The organism is Actinomyces sp. zg296, from assembly GCF_009829695.1.
GTDB classification, from domain to species: Bacteria; Actinomycetota; Actinomycetes; order Actinomycetales; family Actinomycetaceae; genus Actinomyces; species Actinomyces marmotae.
This window is the reverse complement of record NZ_VWPG01000003.1, coordinates 14447-34390: the sequence shown is the minus strand read 5'-3', so window position 1 is coordinate 34390 and position 19944 is coordinate 14447. Positions and strand designations below refer to the sequence as shown.

Here is a 19944-nt window from a genome sequence, read left to right as displayed (position 1 = left end):
AATGGCCGAATGAGCACCCCAGACCCAGTACGATCAGCGCCCGCCGGGCTCACCGCCGATCCCGCCATCGAGCCCAGGGCTGAATCCGCCCCCGAGTCCCCGGCTGAGTCCGCCCCCGTGCGCCGCGCGCTCGTCACCGGCGCCTCCACCGGGATCGGGGCCGCCACCGTTCGCCTCCTACGCGCCCACGGATGGGAGGTCGTCGCCACCGCCCGGCGCGCTGAGCGGCTGGCCGCCCTGGCCGTCGAGACCGGCTGTGCCTGGGTCGCCGCCGATCTGCAGAAGCCGGAGGACATCGAGCGCCTCGCCTGTGAGGCCCAGGCGGCCGGCCCCATTGACGCCGTGGTCAACAACGCCGGCGGCGCGATCGGCGTCGACCCCGTGGCCGAGGGCAAGCCCGAGGAATGGCTGACCATGTACGAGCGCAACGTCCTGGGGGCGCTGCGCGTGAGCCAGGCCTTCCTGCCCGCGATGCGCCAGCGCGGCGGCGACCTCCTCTTCCTCACCTCCACGGCCGGCCAGGCCACCTACCCCGGCGGCGCGGGCTACGTGGCCGCCAAGCACGCCGAGCGGATCATCGCCAACACCCTGCGCCTCGAGCTCGTCGGCGAGCCCGTGCGAGTCATCGAGATCGCCCCGGGCCTGGTGGCCACCGAGGAGTTCTCCCTCAACCGCCTCCACGGTGACGCCGCCGCGGCCGCCCGCGTCTACGAGGGCGTCGCCGCCCCGCTCGTGGCCGACGATGTCGCCGAGTGCATCGTGTGGGCTCTGGAGCGCCCCGCCCACGTCAACATCGACTCCCTGACCGTGCGCCCCCGCGCCCAGGCATCCAACACCGTGGTCGCGCGCGACAGCTGAGCGGCAACGCCCTCGCCCCGACGGGTGCGCATTGCACCGACAGGTGCGCATTGCACTGACGGGTGCGCATTGCACCGACAGGTGCGGGCAGGACGCGCCTGTCGGTGAATGCGGCTCCTCTCGGGGCGGATGGCACCGGCCGATGGGCCGGGCCGCGCTCACCGCGACGCGCAGCCCGGGGGCGCTCACCGCGCCGCACGGCTCACAGAACTCAGGCGGCGCGCAGGTAGCGCTCGACGACGACCTCGGCCAGGGCGGCATGATGGCCGATCGGCGGGGCGAGGACCTCGGCGCCGCTGGAGCGCAGGGCCGCGGAGAAGCGCCCCTCGGCCAGCAGGTAGGTGGCCACCGCGATCGACTGCGCCCCCTCGGCGCGCCACGCCGCCACCGCCTCGCTCACGGTCGGCCCGCCCCCGGACAGGTAGGCGGCGCGCACCGGCAGCCCGACCCTCGACTCCAGCGCGCGGGCCGCCCTGCCCGCCTCCCGCACCGGCCCGGCCCGCCGCGATCCCGCCGCGGCCAGGACGATCCCATCCAGATCACCCCAGCGGGCGCCCTGCTCCGCTAGCTGTCCGGCGAGCCGGTCGATGACGGCGCCGATGAGCGCCGGGTGCGGCCCCAGATGCTCGGTGAGCCGGGCCGGGCCGTGCTCATCCACCATGGCCGGAAGGTCCTTCTCCACGTGGTACCCCGAGCCGAGGAAGACCGGCACCACCACCGGATCCTCCCCGCCCTGAAGGGCCTCGAGCGCGCTGGGCGACTGGAACTCGACGTACCCGTGGTCCACCTCCACCCCGGGCAACCGCGCCGCGACATCGCGGGCGATCGGCTCCAGGAGAGGGACGGAGCCGGGCATGCGCGTCCCATGGGCCAGGAGCACGAGGCGGCGGGCCCGCCCGGCACCGCCCCGGTCGACGGCCGCGCTCACAGCCCTGCCCCCGCGCTCACGCCCGCGGCTCCAGTGGGCACCGGCTCACGGAGCGCGGGTTGCCGCAGGGCCCGCTCGCGCGGGTGCGAAGCGGCGGTGAGCCGGAGCGAGCGCCGAGCCCGTCGCGCGCTGATGGCCACCAGCACCGCGAGGATCGGCGCCAGCGCGGCGATGAGCCCGCCGACGAGCGCCGTAGGCGCCCCGGCCGCATGGAGGAGAGTCATGAGGTTCGTGCACACGATCAGAGCGCCGACGCCGCTGCCCAACACCTGCCCGGGCAGGCGGGAGACCACCCACGCGGCCAGCGGCGCGGCCAGCGCGCCCCCGGCGAGCACCGCCAGGACCACGCCGATCTCGATCCCGGCCGTCCCCAGCCCCGCCAGGAACCCCGCCGAGGCGGCCACGCTCACGAGGAACTCCGCGGTATCGACGCTGCCGACCACTGTGCGCGGGGCGGTGCGCCCCCGACTGAGCAGCGTCGTCGTCGTCACCGGGCCCCAGCCGCCCCCGCCGGTGGCGTCGATGAATCCCCCCAGGAGCGCCAGCGGCGTCAGGAACAGCGTCGAGTGGGGGCTCCTACGGGCCGTGGAGGCCGCGGGCGGGCGGATGGTGAAGCGCGCCAGCACGTAGAGCCCGAGTGCCAGGAGGATCGTGGAGCTGATCGGCGTCGCCGCCCGAGTGGACAGGTGGGACAGCACGGTGGCGCCGAGGAACGCCCCCACCGCGCCGGGGCCCGCCAGTCGGGCGGTGAGCCGCCAGTCCGTGTTGCCCAGCCGGTGGTGGGAGGCCCCCGAGATGATGGTCGTGCCGATCTCGGCCAGGTGGACCGAGGCGCTGGCCAGGGCGGGGCTGAGCCCGGCCAGCAGCAGGAGGGACGAGCTCGTGACGCCGTAGCCCATGCCGAGGGCGCCGTCGACGAGCTGGGCGATGAGCCCGGCCAGGGAGAGGATGAGGAGTTTGCGCATGAGGGCCTCCGTGGTCTCCGATGTGGGATGGGGTGGGGTCAGGATCCGGTGATGACCCGGTGCTTCCAGAGGGGGCCGAGGGTGACGACGTCGCCGAGCACGATGACCGCCGGCGCGGCCACGCCGACCGAGGCGGCGACCTCGGTCAGGCATCGCAGGATCGTCGTCGTCACCCGCTGATCGGGGCGCAGGCCGCTCTCGACGACGGCCGCCGGGGTGAGGGGATCGGCGCCGCGGCCCAGCAGGATCGACACTGAGCGGGCCAGATGAGTCACGCCCATGAGCAGCACGAGCGTGTGGTCCCGGCGCGCGGGCACGGTGGAGATCAGGTCCTCGTGGGCGCTGACCACGGAGAACCCGCGGGCCAGGCCCCGGTGGGTGACGGGGATGCCCGCGGCCGCCGGCACGGCTACGGCCGAGGTGACGCCCGGGACGACCTCCACGTCGATGCCGGCCTCCCGGCAGGCCTGGACCTCCTCGCCGCCCCGCCCGAGGACGAAGGGGTCCCCGCCCTTGAGGCGCACGACCCGGGCCCCGCCCCGGGCGCGCTCGACGAGCAGGGCGTCGATGCCGTCCTGGGGGACCAGGTGGTGCCCCGGCCGCTTGGAGACGTCGATGACCTCAGTGCCCGGCGGGCAGTGCTCCAGGAGCTCGTGGGGCGCGAGGCGGTCGATGACGACGACGTCGGCCCGGCGCAGCAGATCCAGCCCCCGCATGGTGATGAGCGAGGCCTCCCCGGGGCCGGCGCCCACGAGGGCGACCGAGCCCCGGGCGCGGGGTTCCCCGGGGGCCGTGGGGGAACCGGGCCCCGGGGGCGCGGTCGCCGCGCGCCGCCCGCTCATGAGCGCTCCCCGGACGGCGCGGGCGGGGTCTCATCGGCGCCGTGCGCCATGCCCGCCGCGAGGGTCCAGCCGTCATGCGCGTCGATGACGAGGAAGGCTCCGTCGGCGCGGGAGCGCTCGTAGGGGGCGACGGGGATGGCCTCGGACAGGCACAGGCGCACCCGTCCGATGTCGTTGAGGGCCAGGCCGTCTGCCTCCACGAGCGCCAGGTCGCCCAGGTCCAGGCGCCCGGCGATATCCGTGACCACCGCCTGGACGGTTCTCGTGCCGTGCTTGACCAGGACCCGGTCGCCCTGGCGCAATGGCCGGTCGGACAGCCACGCCAGGCTCGCCTCGACATCGCGGCTGGGCCGGGGCGCCCCCTCGGGCGCGGCGAGCAGGTCCCCGCGCGAGATGTCGATGTCGTCGGCCAGCTCGACGGTGATCGACTGGCCGGTGACGGCGCGCTCCAGGGGGCGATCCCCCAGGTGGATCCCCGTGATGCTGCTGGCGCGCCCCGAGGGCAGGACGAGGACCTCGTCGCCGATCGCCACGGATCCCGCCGCCACCTGGCCGGCGTAGCCGCGGAAGTCCTCCAGCCCCGGCGGGGCGGCGCTCTGGGGGCGGATGACGGACTGCACGGGCAGACGGAAGGGCTGGCCCGCCTCCGGCGGGTCGACGCTGATGGTCTCGAGGAGCTCCAGCAGCGCCGGGCCGGTGTAGAACGGGGTGCGCTCGGAGCGGGTCACGATATTGTCCCCCTCCAGGGCGGAGGTCGGCAGGGCGCGCGCGTCGGGCAGCCCCAAGCCCCGCGCGACGGCCTGGATGTCGTCGGCCACCCGGGCGTAGACCTCGGCGGAGTAGCCGACGAGGTCGATCTTGTTGACGGCGACGACGACGTGCGGCACCCGCAGCAGCGCCGCCACCGCCAGGTGGCGCCGGGTCTGCTCGACGACGCCGTGACGGGCGTCGACCAGCAGGATGATGAGGTCAGCCGTCGAGGCCCCCGTGACGGTGTTGCGGGTGTACTGCACGTGCCCGGGGCAATCGGCCAGGATGAACGAGCGCCGGGGGGTGGCGAAGTAGCGGTAGGCGACGTCGATCGTGATGCCCTGCTCGCGCTCGGCGCGCAGGCCGTCGGTGAGCAGGGCCAGGTCCGTGCGGGTCATGCCCCGGTCGAGGCTGACCCGCTCGACGGCGGCGAGCTGGTCGCGCAGCACGGACTTGGAGTCGAACAGGAGGCGGCCCACGAGCGTGGACTTGCCGTCGTCGACGCTGCCGGCCGTGGCCAGGCGCAGCAGGCCCGTGGGCCGGGCCTCGGCGGGCGCGCCGGCCCCGGTGCTCGGGGAGGTGGGAGGAGAAGCGGTCGGGGTCATCATGCGTCCTCGGATTCGTCGGTGGGGTGGGGGAGGCGGGATGGGCGGCGGCTCAGAAGTAGCCCTCCTTCTTGCGGTCCTCCATCGCCGCCTCCGTCAGGCGGTCGTCGGCGCGCGTGGCGCCGCGCTCGGTGAGGGTGGAGGCGGCCACCTCGACGGCGATCTCGTGGTTGGTGGCGGCTCCCGACTCCACGGCGCCGGTGCAGGACATGTCCCCGACGGTGCGGTAGCGCACGGTGCGGATCTCGGTCTCCTCACCCTGGCGGGGCCGGGTCACCGGGGTGACGGCGAGCCACATGCCGTCGCGGCGGAAGACCTCGCGCTCGTGGGCGTAGTACAGGCTCGGCAGGGCGATGCCCTCGCGCTCGATGTAGCGCCACACGTCCAGCTCGGTCCAGTTGGACAGGGGGAAGACCCGCACGTGCTCGCCCGGGGCGTGCCGGGGATTGAACAGCGTCCACAGCTCGGGGCGCTGGTTGCGCGGATCCCACTGCCCGAACTCGTCGCGCAGGGAGAACACTCGCTCCTTGGCCCGAGCCTTCTCCTCGTCGCGCCGGCCCCCGCCGAAGACGCCGTCGAAGCCGCCCGCGGCGATCGCGTCGAGCAGGGGGCGGGTCTGCAAGGGGTTGCGGGTGCCGTCGGGGCGCTCCCGCAGGCGGCCGTCGTCGATGTAGTCCTGGACGGAGGCGACCACGAGCCGCATGCCGGCGGCCTGGGCGGTGGCGTCTCGGTAGGCCAGGACCTCGGGGAAGTTGTGCCCGGTGTCCACGTGGAGAAGGGGGAAGGGCGCGGGCGCCGGCCAGAAGGCCTTGCGCGCCAGGTGGAGCATCACCACCGAGTCCTTGCCGCCGCTGAACAGCAGGACGGGTCGGGCGCACTCGGCGGCCGTCTCGCGGATGATGAGGATCGCCTCGGCCTCCAGCGCGTCGAGCTCGTCGAGGGCGGGGCGGGCGGCGGTGGTCGAGGGGGTGGTGGCGTGGGTGGTCGGGGTGGTGCTCATAGGTGGATCCCGCATTCGGTCTTGGTGAATCCGGCCCAGCGGCCGGAACGTGGGTCTTCTCCCGGGGCGACGCGCGCCGTGCAGGGCTCGCAGCCGATCGAGGGGTAGCCGTCGGCCAGCAGCGGGTTGACGATGACGCCGTGCTCGGAGGCGTAGGCGAGCAGCTCGTCGAAGCTCCAGGCGGCCAGCGGGTTGATCTTGACGATCCGGTGCGTCTCGTCGAAGCCCACGAGCGGGGTGGAGACGCGGGTGACGGCGTCCTCGCGGCGCACGCCGGTGGCCCAGGCCTCGTAGCCGGACAGGGCCCTGGCTAGCGGCGCCACCTTGCGCAGGGCGCAGCAGTGCGAGGGATCCCGGGAGTGGAGGGCCTCCCCGTAGCGCTCGTCCTGCTCGGCGATCGTCAACTCGGGCAGGACATCGATGACGGTGACGTCCATGGTCTCGGCAACCGCGTCGCGGGTCCCCTCGGTCTCGGCGAAGTGGTAGCCCGTCTGGAGGAAGAGCACGTCGACGCCGGGCATCTGGGCGGCGATGACATGCGGCAGCACCGCGTCGGCCATCGAGCAGGCGACGGCGAGGCTGCCGGGGAACGCCCTCGCGGCCCAGGCGACGACCTCCTCGGCGGGGGCGTCGTCGCCCAGCTCGGCGGCGCCCGCGGCCGCCAGGGCGCGCAACTCGTCTTCGCCGCGCTTGGGGGAGTGGGGTGAGCGGGCGGCGTTGGCGCCCCGGGCGGTCAGCCGGCCGAAGCGGCCCACGGGGGTGCCGGCCGCGCTGGCCGTGCTGGCCGCGCCGGCGGCGCTTGCCGTGCTGATCGTGCTGGTCGGTGCGGTGGTCATGCGAGTCTCTCCTCATCCGCGCGCTGCGCCCATTGGGCGAAGCTCTCCTCGGGGTGGCGGTCGGCCAGGTAGGCCCGCACGACCCTCTCGATGTAGTCGGGCAGGCCATCAGCGGAGACCTTGAGGCTGCGCACCGTGCGCCCCAACTCGGCCTCCTCATGGCCGGGGGCGGCCAGCCCCCCGCCCAGGTGGACCTGGAATCCCGGGACCCTCTCGCCGTCGACGGTGATGATCTGGCCCTTGAGGCCGATGTCCGCCGTCTGAATGCGCACGCAGGAGTTCGGGCAGCCGTTGACGTGCACGGTCAGGGGGCGCTCGAGGTCGGCGTCGGCCAGGCGCTCATCGAGCTCGGCGGACACGCGCGCGCCCAGGGCCTTGGTCTCCACGATCGCGAGCTTGCAGAACTCGATGCCGGTGCAAGCCAGCGTCCCGCGGGTAAAGGGGCCGGGATCGGGGTCGATGCCGAGCGCCGCCAGGCCCTGGCGCGCCTCCTCAAGCCGCTCGGCGGGGATGTCGAGCAGGAGGAGGTTTTGCAGGGGAGTGGTGCGCGCGCGGTTGGAGCCCACGCGCTCGGCGAGGTCGGCCAGGCCCAGCATGATGTCGCCGGACAGGCGCCCCACCGGGGGCTTGCCGCCGATCCAGTAGCGGCCATCGGCCTGGCGGTGCGCGCCGAGGTGGTCCCTGGAGCCGCGCGGCGGGCCCGGGGCCGGGCCGTCGGCCAGGGCATGGCCGAGGTAGTCCTTCTCCAGGACCTCCCGGAACCGCTCCGGCCCCCACTCCGCCATGAGGAACTTCAGCCGCGCCTTGTTGCGCAGGCGCCGGTAGCCGTAGTCGCGGAAGATGCGGACGACCCCCCACCACACCTCGGGCACCTGGTCGGGCCGGACGAAGGCGCCCAGGCGCTTGCCGAGGAAGGGCGCGGTGGACAGGGCCCCCGCGATCCACAGGTCGTACCCGGGGCCGAGCTCGGGGTGCTCGACGCCGACGAAGGAGATGTCGTTGATCTCGTGGAGCACGTCCAGGCTCGGCGAGCCGGTGAACGCCGTCTTGAACTTGCGCGGCAGGTTCGTGATCTCGGGATTGCCCAGGTAGGTGTCGCGCAGGTGGCGCGCCGCCTCGGAGGGGTCGATGATCTCCTCGGGGTCGATCCCGGCCACGGGGGAGACGAGGAAGCCGCGGGGCGTGTCCCCGCAGGCCTCGATGGTGGTCAGCCCCACATCCTCCAGACGGCGCCACATCTCGGGGACGTCCTCGATCCGGATCCAGTGGAGCTGGAGGTTCTGCCTGTCGGTGATGTCGAGGGTGCCGCGGGCGAACTCGTTCGAGATCTCGCCGATGACGCGCATCTGCTCCACCGACAGCGAGGCGCCGTCCATGCGGATGCGCTGCATGAAGTAGCGGTCGGAGAGCTCGGAGGCGCTCAACTGGGCGGTCCGGCCGCCGTCGATCCCCTGCTTGCGCTGCGTGTAGAGCGCCCACCAGCGGAAGCGGTTGTGGAGGTCGTCGTCGGGGATCGCGTCGTAGCCGGCGGACGCGTAGGTGTCGATGATGCGCTGGCGCGCCCCGAGCGGGTCGCCGTCCTGCTTGAAGGCCTCATTGGGGTTCAGGGGCGCGCGGCCGTCCACCAGCCACTGCCCGTTGGACCTCCCCGAGCGGGGAGGTCGCAGGTCGCGGCCCTTCGCGGGGCCCGCCGCGCTGCTCGTCGTGGTGCTCATGTCTCCTCCAGGTCGGCTCGCCGGGCGTCTGGAGGGGGAGTCGGGTTGACAGGCTCCCCACGGTGCCGTTCCCCCGCTGGCGGAGAATCTGAGGTCGGCTCCGGACGCCTCGTCGCGCCGGAATCCGATGATCAATCAGATGATCGCGGTGTCAACCGCTGCGGTCAGGCGCTCGTCAAGCCTGACAACACATGACCCAGCCGTGCCCACGCGGCGCCAGCGCGGGGCGTGCCCAGCGGGTTGTGACGCGGCGTGCTGTGGTCATGCGCCGGACTATAGGGGCCGGCCCGCGCCGATGCGAGGGGGTGCTTGCATGGTGAGACCGGCCTCCCGGCGGGGCTCGCGGGGTCCCGGGACGCGGGGCCGGGTGGGACGGGCACCGCCCGCGCGCCCTCCCGGGCGGGAGGAGGGCCGCGGGTGTGTCGAGGACGACGCCGCCCGCGCGCCCTCCCGGCTGGCCGCTCCCAGCGCCGCTGGCTACACTCCTGCGCTAACAGGCAGTGACCCGGCCGATCCGCCCGCGCGGCGATCGGGCATCACCGGTGAGCCTCCGGCAGAACAGCGCCGGGCCCCACGGCCCCGGCCGCCCAGTAGACCCGGACGGGACAGCCCGTCACAGCTGATGATGAAGCGGTCGCACCGCGCGCGGCCCTGGGCCGGGCGCGGAGCGGCAAGCGAGGTGGTACCGCGGTGCGGCCCCGCCGACCCGGGAGCCCCCGGGCGGTGGGCGTCGGCGTCGTCCTCGTGAGTCCCGTCCACCCGGATGTTCACGAGCGAAAGACGCGAGGCACATGGCTGAGCAGACCCAGGCGAGCGCCACCGCCCACACCGGCGCCGCCTTCTACCCCCTGCACCGAGACGGCGAGCGGGTCGACCCCTCCCCGTCCTTCCCCGCACTGGAGCAGGAGACCCTGGCCTACTGGAAGGCGGACGACACCTTCGCCGCCTCCGTCGAGGCCCGCCCCGCCCACGACGCGGGCGGGCACTCCAACGAGTTCGTCTTCTACGACGGCCCGCCCTTCGCCAACGGCCTGCCCCACTACGGGCACCTGCTGACCGGATACGTCAAGGACGCCGTCGGCCGCTTCCAGACCCAGATGGGCCGCCGCGTCGAGCGCCGCTTCGGCTGGGACACTCACGGCCTGCCCGCCGAGCTCGAGGCCCAGCGCCTGCTCGGCATCGACGACATCTCCGAGATCACGCGCCCCGGCGGCCTCGGCATCGAGGCCTTCAACGCCGAGTGCCGCACCTCCGTGCTGCGCTACACCGAGGAGTGGGAGGACTACGTCACCCGCCAGGCGCGCTGGGTCGACTTCGGCCACGACTACAAGACCCTCGACCCCACCTACATGGAGAGCGTCCTGTGGGCCTTCAAGACCCTCTACGACAAGGGCCTGGCCTACCAGGGATACCGTGTGCTGCCCTACTGCTGGCACGACCGCACGCCCCTGAGCAACCACGAGCTGCGCATGGACGACGACGTCTACCAGGACCGCCAGGACAACACGGTCACCGTGGGCATGCCGCTGACCGAGGCGATCCTGGACGGCGCCCCCGAGCTCGTCCTCATCTGGACGACGACCCCCTGGACCCTGCCGTCCAACCTCGCCGTCGCCGCGGGGCCGGACGTCGACTACGCCGTCGTCGAGGTGCCCTCCGGACTCGATTCCCCCCTGGCCGGCCGCCGCGTCATCCTGGCCGAGGCGCTCGTGGGCTCCTACGCCAAGGAGCTGGCCGCCGAGGGCGTCGAGCCCGCCGTCCTGGCCCGCCTGAAGGGCTCCGAGCTGGTGGGGCGCCGCTACCACCCGATCTTCGACTACTTCGATGACGACGCCCACCGCGCCCAGGGTGCCGCCCCGGGCCCGAACGGCTGGACGATCATCGCCGGCGACTACGTCACCACCGAGGACGGCACCGGACTGGTCCACATCGCCCCGGCCTTCGGTGAGGACGACATGCTCGTGTGCCAGGAGGCCGGGATCGGCGCCGTCATCCCCGTCGACGACGGCGGCGCGTTCACCTCCGAGGTCCCCGACTACGCCGGGATGCAGGTCTTCGACGCCAACAAGCCGATCATCGTCGACCTGCGCGACGGCTCCGGGCCGCTGAGGGGCCGGGACGAGGCCGCCCGGCCCGTCCTCGTGCGCCAGGCCTCCTACGTGCACAGCTACCCGCACTGCTGGCGCTGCCGCAAGCCTCTCATCTACAAGGCGGTCTCCTCCTGGTTCGTGCGGGTCACCGCCATCAGGGACCGCATGGTGGAGCTCAATCAGGAGATCACCTGGACTCCCGCCCACATCAAGGACGGCATCTTCGGCAACTGGCTCGCCGGGGCCCGCGACTGGTCGATCTCGCGCAACCGCTACTGGGGGGCCCCGATCCCCGTGTGGGTCTCGGACGACCCCGCCTACCCGCGCACCGATGTCTACGGCTCCTTCGCCGAGCTGGAGGCCGACTTCGGCGTCGAGGTCACCGACCTGCACCGCCCCTTCATCGACACCCTCACGCGCCCCAACCCGGACGACCCCACGGGCAAGTCGATGATGCGCCGCATCCCCGACGTCCTGGACTGCTGGTTCGAGTCCGGCTCCATGCCCTTCGCCCAGGTCCATTACCCCTTCGAGAACGTCGACTGGTTCGAGTCGCACAACCCCGGGGACTTCATCGTGGAGTACATCGGGCAGACCCGCGGCTGGTTCTACACCCTCCACGTGCTGGCCACCGCCCTGTTCGACCGCCCCGCCTTCACCTCCTGCGTCTCCCACGGCATCCTCCTGGGTGACGACGGCGCGAAGATGAGCAAGTCCCTGCGCAACTACCCCGACGTGTCCATGGTCTTCGACCGCGACGGCGCCGACGCCATGCGCTGGTTCCTGCTGTCCAGCCCCGTCGTGCGAGGGGGCAACCTCGCGGTGACCGACAAGGCCATCCGCGACACCGTGCGCCAGGTCCTCCTGCCCCTGTGGAACACCTGGCACTTCTTCGCCCTGTACGCCGGGCAGATGAACAACGGCGAGGGGTACGTCAGCCCCGGCGTGGACCTGTCCGACACCGCCCTGTTCGGGCGCAAGGGCTCCCTGCACGTTATGGACCGCTACATCCTGGCCCGGGCGCGCGACCTGGCCGAGACCGTGGGCGCCCAGATGGGCTCCTACGAGATCACCGGCGCCACGGTGACCATCCGCGACTTCCTCGACGTGCTCACCAACTGGTACCTGCGCGCCTCGCGCTCGCGGTTCACTGACGACGACCCCGCCGTCGCCCGGCCCGCCTTCGACACCCTGGCCACCGTGCTGCGCGTCCTGACCGAGGTCATGGCGCCCCTCGCCCCGCTGGTGAGCGAGGAGGTCTGGCGGGGGCTGACGGGCGGGCGCTCTGTCCACCTGACCGACTGGCCCGTCCTGCCCGCCCACGTCGCCGACCCGGCCCTCGTGACCGCCATGGACGAGGCCCGCGACGCCGTCTCCGCGGCCCTGGGCCTGCGCAAGGCCGAGAAACTGCGCGTGCGCCAGCCACTGCGCTCCCTGCTCATCGCCACCGCGCAGCCCGAGGCACTGGCCCCCTTCGCCGATCTCATCGCCGAGGAGATCAACGTCAAGGCGGTCCGCGTCCTCGACGCCGCCAACGCCGGCTACGAGCTGCGCGAGGAGCTCTCCCTCAACCCGAGGGCCTTCACTCCCGAGGTCCGCAAGCTCACCTCCAAGCTCTTCGCCGCCGTCAAGGCGGGGGAGTGGGCCCTCACCGAGGACGGCGACGTGCGCTTCGACGGCGTGACGATCGATGGTGCGCCCGTGGTCCTGGAGGCGGAGGAGGCCTCCTTCACCCTCACCCAGCGCATCGAGGTCGACGACGACGCCTTGAGCGCCACCGTCCTGGCCTCCGGCGCCTTCGTGGTGCTGGACACCGCTCTCGACGAGGAGCTTGAGGCCGAGGGCTGGGCGCGCGACCTCATCCGCCTCGTCCAGGACGAGCGCAAGGCCGCCGGTCTCCATGTGGGCGACCGGATCCGCCTGACCCTGACGGTCCCCGAGGACCGGGGCGCCTGGACGGGGGCGCACCTCGCCCTCATCAAGGCCGAGACCGGCTGCGTGGACGCCTCGGTCGTCACCAGCCCCTCGGCGGGGCGGCCCAGCGCCGTCGTCGTCCGGAGCGAGGTCTAGCGCTGACCAAGAGCGCGGCCCGCTCCCCGGAGCCGGGCCGCGCCATGATGAGCCGCGGGGGCGGCCGACCGCATGATCGCGGCCGGCCGCCCCCGCCGTATTCAGCGCGCGCAGGGCACTCGATGAATTCTGGGAAAACTCTGGGAATGTGCACGGAATACTCTGATGTCGGACATGTTTATGTAGTGATCCATCTCTCGGGGGTTCCGTCGAAGGTCCATATTCCATTGACACCTTTGGGTGGTCTCACTAGCCTGACAAGCGTGTTCAATTCAGCCGTGATCATTTCGTGATTGAAATGTTCGACTCGACATACCTCAGTGAGACGGTGTTCGTCCTGGCCGATTCCCCGCGCTCCGCGGCTGATTCGCGAGCCCTCTCCAACCCTGCTGAGTTAAGTCGAGATCCCGTCTTCATGCTCAAAGGAAATCGATGGCCCAGGACAACCCCACCGGCGTTCCCACCCCTACCGGCGTGGCACTGCGCGCGACGAGGCCGGGGGCCCGTCCGGAGCGCCGCCCGGCGGACCCATCGAGCGGGGGAGCCCCGCTGGTATCCGTGATCGTCCCCTCGTTCAACTCCGAGGGCCATGTCGCCGAGACGATCCGCAGCGTCCTGGCCCAGACCGTGGCGGACCTGGAGATCATCGCCGTCGACGACGCCTCAACGGACTCCACCGTCACCATCCTCACCGGCCTGGCGGCGCAGGACCCCCGGATCACCGTCCTGGTGCAGGAGGAGAACCAGGGCGTCGCCAAGGCGAGGAACCGCGGGCTGGAGGCGGCCCGGGGGCGCTACATCGCCTACGTCGACTCCGACGACTTATGGGCGCCCACCAAGCTGGAGCGGCAGATCGCCTTCATGGGGAGGGTCAAGGCAGGGGTGTGCATCACCTCCTACGAGACCATCGAGGAGGACGGCGAGCACCGGAACTACGTCCACGTGCCCCGGTCCTTCACTTACGAGAAGTTCCTCAAGAACACGATGACCTGCACGCTCTCCGTGGTTTTCGACACCACCATCGTCGATCGCTCCCTCCTGTTCATGCCGGACCTGCGCCGCGGGCAGGACGCCGCCACCTGGCTGCAGGTGATGAAGCGGGGCCACCGCTTCCACGGCCTGGACGAGTGCCTCGCCAAGTACAGGAAGACGGCGGGATCCCTGTCCTCCAACAAGATCAAGGCGGTCAAGCGCACCTGGCACCTCTACAGGGAGGTTGAGCGCCTGCCCCGCCCCTACGCGGCCTACTGCCTGGCCTGGCAGTTATCCCACGCGATGGTCCGACGCCGGAGGAGCTCCTGATGAGAAGACGGATGGCCGCGCTGGTCTCCCTCACGGGCGCCGCCACCGCGGTCGCTGGGATCAGGGCCCTCCGAGGCCGCCCCTCCCGCCGGGCGGGCGGGGCGGCGGAGCGCCGCATCGGCATCATGGGCCGGATCGACCTCGGTGAGACGATGGTCGACGGCCAGACCGTCAAGACCCGAGTGGTCTACCGCCACCTCGCCGACCGCTTCGGCGCTGGCGCCATCCGCACCGTCGACACCCTCGACTACCGCCACCACCCCCTGCGGGTGGCCAAGGACGCGGCCCGCTGCCTGGCCGTGTGCGACGACGTCGTTGTGCTCCTGTCCGACAATGGCCGCCGCTTCTTCTTCCCCGTGCTCGCCCTGGCCGCCTCGGTGCGAGGCACGCGCGTCTTCCACAACCTCATCGGGGGGCGCCTCGCCGACGACATCGAGCGCGATCCCTCGGGCCGCCTGGTGCGCTACCTCAACGCCTTCCAGGTCAACTGGGTGGAGAGCCGGGCCCTCGTGGCCCGCCTGGCCGAGCTCGGCGTGCGCAACGCCGCCTACCTGCCCAACTTCAAGGACCTCGATGCCGGCGAGGCCCGCCTCGACGCGCCCACGGGGCGCCCCGCCCGCCTGTGCACCTTCTCCAGGGTGGTCCCGGGCAAGGGCATTGAGAACGCCGTGCGCACCGTGGCCCGCCTCAACGAGGACGCGGGCGCCGCCGGGCCCGTGGCCGTGCTCGACATCTACGGGCCGGTCGACGAGGACTACGAGGAGGCCTTCCGCGCCCTGATCGAGAGCGCCCCCCACGCGCGCTACATGGGCGCCGTCAAGCCCGAGCAGGGCGTGGCGACCATCCGGGACTACCATGCCCTGCTCTTCCCCACCGAGTTCTGGGGCGAGGGGATCCCCGGCACCATCGTCGACGCCATGGGCGCGGGACTGCCCGTTATCGCCAGCCACTGGGCCTTCTACTCCGAGATGCTCACCGACGGCGTGACGGGGCTCGGCTACGACTTCGAGCGCCCCGAGGACCTCCGCCCGACCATCGAGTCCTTCCTCGCCCTGCCCCGCCAAGAGGTTGAGGCCATGCGCCGCGCCATGCACGAGCGCGCCGAGGCCTACACCGCCGACGCGGTCTTCGAGCGGATCGCCGAGGCCCTCACCGCCCACCCATGAGACGCGCCCCACTCCGACCCCGCGCATCCCGCTCCCCGAACCACCCACGGATCACAAGGACCCCCACCGAATGACACGCACGCAGCCCGACGGCTCGCAGCCGGCCGCGCGATCGCAGCCCGCCATGCGCATCATGCTCGTCACCCACGGGCTGGGCACCGGGGGCGCCGAGATGATGGTCCTCAACCTCGCCCGCGAGCTCAAGCGCGCCGGGCACCCCGTGCTCGTGGCCTGCCTGGGCTCGGGGGGCACCGACATCGCCGACGCCCTGCGCGATGCGGGTGCGCGCGTGGAGGCGCTGGGCAAGAGGAAGGGGCCGGACCCCCGTGTCATCGCCGGGCTGCGGCGCCTCATCCACGAATTCCGGCCCACCGCCATCCACACCCACCAGCCGGTCCTCGCCTACGTCCTGCCCGCCGTGCGCCTGAGCGGGGCCCGCCCCCGCCTCATCCACACCGTCCACTCCGTGGCCACCCATGAGACCCGCCTGCCCGCCCTGCGGCGCCTCAACCGCTACGCCTTCTGCCACGGGGTCGTGCCCGTCGCGCTGGGCGAGGAGGTCCGCGACTCGATCTGCCGCGAGTACCGACTCGCCCCCGAGGGCGTCCCCGTGGTCCGCAACGGCGTGGACGTGGGCGCCTTCGCCTGCGAGCGCGACCTCGATGCCCCCGGTGCCCGGCGGCGCGCCCCGCGCCTGCTGTGCGTGGCCCGGCTCGCGCCGGTGAAGAACCATGCCCTTCTCCTCGACGCCGTCGCCGCCCTGGCCCGCGCCGGGCGCGACGCCAGCCTCACCCTCGTGGGCGACGGGCCCCTCGCGGCCGATCTCGACCAGCGCGCCAGGACCCTCGGCATCGCCGACCGCGTCCGCTTCGCGGGCCCCCAGCGCGACCCCGCCCCCTTCTACGCCGAGGCCGACATCTTCGCGCTGGCCTCCGAGCACGAGGGGCTGCCCATGAGCGTCATCGAGGCCATGGCGGCCGGCCTGCCCGTCGTGGCTACGGCGGTCGGGGGAGTGCCCAGCATCGTCGCCGATGGCGTCAATGGCGCCCTCGTCAACCCCCGCGGCCCCCAGGCCGCCCAGGAGATCGCCGCCGCCGTGGCCAGGATCTGGGAGGACCCAGAGTTCTACGGCCGACTCAGCCGCGCGGCGCTCGCCACGGCGGAGGACCACTCCGCACGAGCCATGATGGAGGCCTACTGTGACCTCTACCGCTGAGATGATCACCAGGGCCGGTTCCCGGCGCCCGCGGCCCCGATGGGGCGACGGCGCCGCGACCGGCACGGCCGGCGCCCTCAAGGAGGCCCTCGTCGGCTTCGCCCGGCGCTGCTACCCACTGCGCTACCTCGGGCTCATGATGATCTGCGGGATCCTCATGAAGCCGAGCCTGGTCGATGAGAGCGCGTCCCTGGCCCCCCTGGTCAAGGCCCTCACCGCCGTCATCTTCCTCGGGCTCGTCCTAGCCCACCTCGCCCGCCGGGCGGCCCTGTCGGCCACGCTGACGCTCTTCATCCTCTACCGGCTCGCCTACCTGCCACCCACGCTGCTGGGCGATGGCGACCTGCTCAACTGGGGCTACGCCTCCGTCGCCCAGGTGAGCGTGCTCATGGTCATCGAGTTGCACGTCGGCGCCGATGAGGACTCGCGCAGGCGGCTCCTGAGGGTCCTGACCGACCTCCTCCTGCTCTACCTCATGGTCAACGCCGCGATGATCCTCCTGGGGATCTCCAAGGACGCGGCCGCGGGCGCCCAGTTCTCCCAGCCCTCCTACCTCCTGGGCATCCGCACCAGGGTCACCGACACGATCTTCCCGGCCACGATGCTGGCGTTCCTCTACGACTCGACCTCACCCAGGCGCTGGGGCTGGCGCTCAGTGATCGCCGTGGGCTCCGGCCTGCTCCAGATCGCCTCCCTCCATGTGGCCACGGCCCTGGTGGGCACCGCCATCGCGGCCATCACCTACGTCGTGATCGCCCTGAGGCCCCACGGACGGGGCCTGCTGTCCATGAGGGCCGTCACCGTGGGCGGGCTCGTCATCACGCTGCTCGTCGTGGTGGCCCGGATCCACCTCCTGTTCACCTCCCTCATCGAGGGCGCCCTGGGCAAGTCGCTCACGCTGACCGGGCGCACGGACATCTGGGACTCCGCCCTGCCGATCCTCGCGGACTCCCCGCTGCTGGGCCACGGCATCAACCACGAGTTCGGCAGGTTCGTCCCCGGCGCCGACGGCGGCCTGTGGCAGGCCCACAACCAGTACCTGCAGATCATGCACGACGGCGGGCTGATCGCCGTGGGCCTCTTCGTCGCCCTGCTGTGGGTGGCCAGCGCCCGGATGGACCGCTCGAGCTGCGACCCGCGCGCCCGTGCCGCCCTAACCTCCGTCTACGCGGCGATGTCGGTGATGGCTGTCAGCGAGATCTACATCTACAACATGGCCCTGTTCATCCTCATTCCCTTCCTCGCCAGCCGGGTTCCCGAGCTGACAGGCGGCCCTCGCGCCGCCGAGACCGGCCCCATCGATAGGAGCGCCGTGCGATGAGCCTGCCCTCACGAGTGATCCATGGCGCGCGACGCCGCCTGTCCGCCTCCCAGTTCCGCCGCGCCTCCTCGGCCGGGGCGCTGCGCGCCGGCGAGGACCTGCGCCTGGGCTCCTTCGCCCGCTGCTCCGCCGGCTCCACGCGCGCCCCCTCCGTGACCATAGGAGACCACGTCTTCCTCGACGCCACCCTCATGACGCGAGGCGCGGGATCCATCTCCATCGGCTCCCACTGCTGGATCGGCGGGGCGGGGGCCACCCTCATCGGCGCCGTCGAGTCGATCCGCATCGGCTCCGACGTCATCATCTCCACGCACGCCCACATCTTCGACCACAACAGCCATCCCACTGATCCCGAGGCCCGCCTGCGCATGACGCGGGGCGAGCACGGCGGGCCCCTGTGGGACTGGACCGAGGCCGACGCCGCCCCCGTGGTCATCGAGGACAACGTGTGGATCGGGGAGTACACGATGGTGCTCAAGGGGGTGACCATCGGACGCGGCTCGGTGGTGGCCGCGCACGCCGTCGTGACCAAGGACGTGCCGCCCTACTCGATCGTCGCGGGCAACCCCGCCCGGGTCGTCAAGAGGCTGCGGTGAGAAGGATCCTGCCCCGCCGCGCCACCGGCAGCGCCGTCGACTCCCTGCTCCTGGCCAGTGTCAAGATTGTGACGCTGGGCTCGACCATGGCCAACACCATGATCCTGTCGCACAGCCTGTCGCTGACCGACTACGGCACCTACGCGCAGGGCGTGCTCCTGGTGACCATCTGCTCGGACTCCACCATCCTGGGGATGGCCGACGCCGTCAACTACTTCTTCAACCGCGGCGGGAAGCGGCGCCTCTCGCGGGCCTACGTGCGCGCCATCGTCATGATCCAGATGGCCGTGGGCCTGGTGACCGCCCTGGCGATGATCCTCGCCCAGGGCGCCATCGGCGACTACTTCTCCAACCCCCTGCTGCCCCCGCTCATCATCCTGCTCATGGCGCGGCCCATGCTCACGAACATGACCAGCGTCTTCCAGGTCCTCATCGTCTCGATCGGGCAGGCGCGGGTCATCGCGATCCGCAACCTCGTGCTGGCGGCGCTGAAGTTCATCGCCGTCCTCGTCACGGCCACCATCACCTCTGACCTGGCGATCCTGTTCGCGATGCTCCTCGCCCTCGACGCGGCGTCCCTTCTGTGGTTCTGGAACGGCTTCAGGCGCTGGCAGTACCCCGTGTGGCCGTCGCTGCCCAACTGGCGCCGCATCCGTCAGATCCTGGGGCTCGCCCTGCCCATGGGTGTCTACGTGCTGACGGCCACCCTCATGAGGCAGATCGGCGCGCTGGTCATCGGCTTGAACGAGCCCACCGAGCGCTACGCCATCTACTCCAACGCCTCCATGGTCCTGCCCCTGGACCTCATCTCCGCCTCCTTCCTCACCGTCATCGTGCCGATCGTCACCCGCTACATCGGCGCCGACCAGAAGGAGCGTATCCGCGAGCTCTTCCGGCACTACCTGGCCGTCGGCTACCTGACCACCGGCACCTTCGCTGTGGCCTGCCTCGTGGTCGCCCCTGAGGTCGTGCAGGTCCTCTACGGCGCCCGCTACCTCGATGGCCTGGCCGTCTTCTGCCTCTACCTCGTCACCGCCATGGTGCGCTTCGCCAGCCTCTCGCTCATCCTGTCCGCCGCCGGCAGGACCCGCGCGCTCATGGCGGTCTCCCTGGTCGCCGTCGCCGCCAACGCGGCGCTGTGCCCCGCGCTCTATGCCCTCATCGGCTTCATCGGGCCGGCCGTGGCCTCCGTCGTCGTCAACGCGGCGATGACCTGGGTCCTCCTGCGCCTGAGCCTGAAGGAGATCGAGGGGAGCCTTCGCTCGGCCTTCGACCCCCACGACCTGGCCCTCTACGTCTTGAGCGCGCTGACGGCCGCGGCCGCGGGCGCCGGGGCGCGCTGGGCGCTGCTCTCGATCGGCGCCCCCGTGCCCGTGATCGCGGTGGTCGTCTTCACCGCCGTAACCGCGGCGGTGCTCGCCCTCAACCGGAGATCCCTCATGGGCTCGCTGCGCGCGATCAACGCGATGAAGTGATGGCCCGCTCCGGCAGGGCCTGGACAACCGATGCGGCCGGCGCCAGCACCACGACGAATACGACCGACATGACCGATAACGACCGAAGTGATCCCCGAGCAGGAAGGCTCCACATGTGTGACGCAACACGATGGCCCGGCGCGGCCTCGCCCCACGGCATGGCACCGGCCTGGGCCGGCGCGCCCGGCCGCCTCACGGGGGAGGGGGCC

Annotated in this window: 15 protein-coding genes; 8 read left to right on the top strand and 7 right to left on the bottom strand. The window is 72.1% G+C overall.

All coding sequences use genetic code 11. The features are described 5' to 3' along the window. Positions 1-9: 9 nt before the first annotated feature. Positions 10-858 (top strand): SDR family NAD(P)-dependent oxidoreductase, encoded by an 849-nt coding sequence (locus GVV76_RS02515; RefSeq protein WP_159624764.1) that lies wholly within the window; start codon positions 10-12, stop codon positions 856-858. A 211-nt stretch (positions 859-1069) separates the two neighbouring features. On the opposite strand, the gene GVV76_RS02510 is transcribed toward GVV76_RS02515, so the two are convergent. Genes GVV76_RS02510 through GVV76_RS02480 form a run of 7 tightly spaced genes read right to left on the bottom strand, consistent with a single transcriptional unit; the run spans position 1070 to position 8499 of the window. Beyond that, positions 1070-1786, bottom strand: coding sequence for a sirohydrochlorin chelatase (locus GVV76_RS02510; RefSeq protein ID WP_236263161.1), 717 nt, complete (start codon positions 1784-1786; stop codon positions 1070-1072). After that, on the bottom strand, positions 1783-2751 hold the full coding sequence (locus GVV76_RS02505; RefSeq protein ID WP_159624762.1) for a sulfite exporter TauE/SafE family protein: 969 nt from the start codon (positions 2749-2751) through the stop codon (positions 1783-1785). The genes GVV76_RS02510 and GVV76_RS02505 overlap by 4 nt, the downstream gene beginning before the upstream one ends. A gap of 38 nt (positions 2752-2789) precedes the next feature. Continuing rightward, positions 2790-3593, bottom strand: a complete 804-nt coding sequence (cobA, locus tag GVV76_RS02500) for a uroporphyrinogen-III C-methyltransferase (protein ID WP_159624759.1) — start codon at positions 3591-3593, stop codon at positions 2790-2792. Further along, positions 3590-4948, bottom strand: a complete 1359-nt coding sequence (locus GVV76_RS02495; RefSeq protein ID WP_159624757.1) for a sulfate adenylyltransferase subunit 1 — start codon at positions 4946-4948, stop codon at positions 3590-3592. The genes cobA and GVV76_RS02495 overlap by 4 nt, the downstream gene beginning before the upstream one ends. A gap of 52 nt (positions 4949-5000) precedes the next feature. Next, a complete protein-coding gene (gene cysD, locus GVV76_RS02490; protein WP_201292181.1) occupies positions 5001-5948 on the bottom strand; it encodes a sulfate adenylyltransferase subunit CysD in 948 nt (315 codons plus the stop codon). After that, complete coding sequence (locus tag GVV76_RS02485) at positions 5945-6784, bottom strand: phosphoadenylyl-sulfate reductase (RefSeq protein WP_159624753.1); 840 nt, start codon at positions 6782-6784, stop codon at positions 5945-5947. Before GVV76_RS02485 ends, cysD begins: the two co-directional genes overlap by 4 nt. Beyond that, entirely contained in the window at positions 6781-8499 is a 1719-nt protein-coding gene (locus GVV76_RS02480; protein ID WP_159624751.1) for a nitrite/sulfite reductase, read from the bottom strand. Before GVV76_RS02480 ends, GVV76_RS02485 begins: the two co-directional genes overlap by 4 nt. A gap of 791 nt (positions 8500-9290) precedes the next feature. On the opposite strand from GVV76_RS02480, the gene ileS reads away from it, so the two are divergent. From ileS to GVV76_RS02445, 7 genes are all read left to right on the top strand, one after another. Then, on the top strand, positions 9291-12659 hold the full coding sequence (ileS, locus tag GVV76_RS02475) for an isoleucine--tRNA ligase (protein WP_159624749.1): 3369 nt from the start codon (positions 9291-9293) through the stop codon (positions 12657-12659). Positions 12660-13091: 432 nt separating this feature from the next. Then, positions 13092-13961: a glycosyltransferase family 2 protein gene (locus tag GVV76_RS02470; RefSeq protein ID WP_159624747.1), complete on the top strand. Its 870-nt coding sequence runs from the start codon at positions 13092-13094 to the stop codon at positions 13959-13961. Then, positions 13961-15127 carry a glycosyltransferase family 4 protein gene (locus GVV76_RS02465; protein ID WP_159624745.1) on the top strand — a complete coding sequence of 389 codons (1167 nt, stop codon included), beginning with the start codon at positions 13961-13963 and terminating at the stop codon, positions 15125-15127. The genes GVV76_RS02470 and GVV76_RS02465 overlap by 1 nt, the downstream gene beginning before the upstream one ends. A gap of 70 nt (positions 15128-15197) precedes the next feature. Next, the gene (locus GVV76_RS02460; protein WP_159624743.1) at positions 15198-16343 is read left to right on the top strand and encodes a glycosyltransferase; all 1146 of its coding nucleotides are present in this window, start codon (positions 15198-15200) and stop codon (positions 16341-16343) included. Next, positions 16327-17664, top strand: coding sequence for an O-antigen ligase family protein (locus tag GVV76_RS02455; RefSeq protein WP_159624741.1), 1338 nt, complete (start codon positions 16327-16329; stop codon positions 17662-17664). The genes GVV76_RS02460 and GVV76_RS02455 overlap by 17 nt, the downstream gene beginning before the upstream one ends. Further along, on the top strand, positions 17661-18260 hold the full coding sequence (locus GVV76_RS02450) for an acyltransferase (RefSeq protein WP_235925273.1): 600 nt from the start codon (positions 17661-17663) through the stop codon (positions 18258-18260). Before GVV76_RS02455 ends, GVV76_RS02450 begins: the two co-directional genes overlap by 4 nt. Continuing rightward, the gene (locus GVV76_RS02445) at positions 18257-19735 is read left to right on the top strand and encodes a lipopolysaccharide biosynthesis protein (RefSeq protein ID WP_159624738.1); all 1479 of its coding nucleotides are present in this window, start codon (positions 18257-18259) and stop codon (positions 19733-19735) included. Before GVV76_RS02450 ends, GVV76_RS02445 begins: the two co-directional genes overlap by 4 nt. Positions 19736-19944: the final 209 nt, after the last annotated feature.